2 protein-coding genes are annotated in these 846 nt (G+C 47.3%); both read left to right on the forward strand.

Annotated features, from left to right (window positions below; all coding sequences use genetic code 11):
- Positions 1–609 (forward strand): potassium transporter TrkG (locus D8863_RS10470; RefSeq protein ID WP_142999487.1); only part of this gene is annotated, 609 nt, incomplete at its 5' end.
- A gap of 13 nt (positions 610–622) precedes the next feature.
- Positions 623–846 (forward strand): NAD-binding protein (locus D8863_RS10475; RefSeq protein ID WP_221763089.1); only part of this gene is annotated, 224 nt, incomplete at its 3' end.

Genomic DNA, 846 nt, shown 5'->3' on the forward strand with positions numbered 1-846 from the left:
ATTGAGTGGAACAATTCAGGGACGATTGGGAATCTCAGCGTCCCAGAGAAACTGCTGGTTAGCTTTTTCCAGACTGTCAGTATGAGGACAGCAGGTTTTGCCTCTATTGACTACACCCAGGCTCGACCGGTCACCCTGCTGATCTACATCTTGCAGATGTTTCTGGGTGGGGCACCTGGAGGGACGGCAGGGGGACTCAAGATTACGACCTTCTTTGTCTTGTTGGCCTTCGCTCGTAGCGAACTATTGGGCTTACCTCATGCCAATGTGGCTCGGAGAACTATTGAACCTCGAACCGTGCAAAAATCTTTTAGTGTCTTTATTATCTTCTTGCTAACATTCTTGCTGGGCTTGATTCTGCTGGGGATAACAGCAGAAGGAAATCCGCGCTTTATCTACCTCATGTTTGAGACCATTTCAGCCCTTGCGACAGTTGGAGTGACGGCGAATTTAACACCAGAGCTAGGCAAGATAGCCCTCAGCATCGTTATGTTGCTGATGTTTATCGGCCGTATTGGCCCCTTGACACTACTGGTCAGTTTAGCAGAATACCAGCCAGACAAGAAAGATTTGATTCACTATATGAAAGCAGATATCACCATTGGATAAGAAAGGAAGAACGATGTCAGATCGGACGATTGGAATTTTAGGCTTGGGAATTTTTGGGAGTAGTGTTTTGGCTGCTCTTGCCAAGCATCATATGAATATCATTGCTATTGATGACCACGAGGAGCGCATTAATCAATTTGAACCCGTGCTGGCGCGTGGGGTAGTTGGGGATATCACGGATGAAGAACTCCTTCTATCAGCGGGAATTGACACCTGCGATACCGTAGTCGTTGCAAC

The sequence above is a fragment of the Streptococcus oralis genome (assembly GCF_003943825.1).
Taxonomy (GTDB): domain Bacteria; phylum Bacillota; class Bacilli; order Lactobacillales; family Streptococcaceae; genus Streptococcus; species Streptococcus oralis_CD.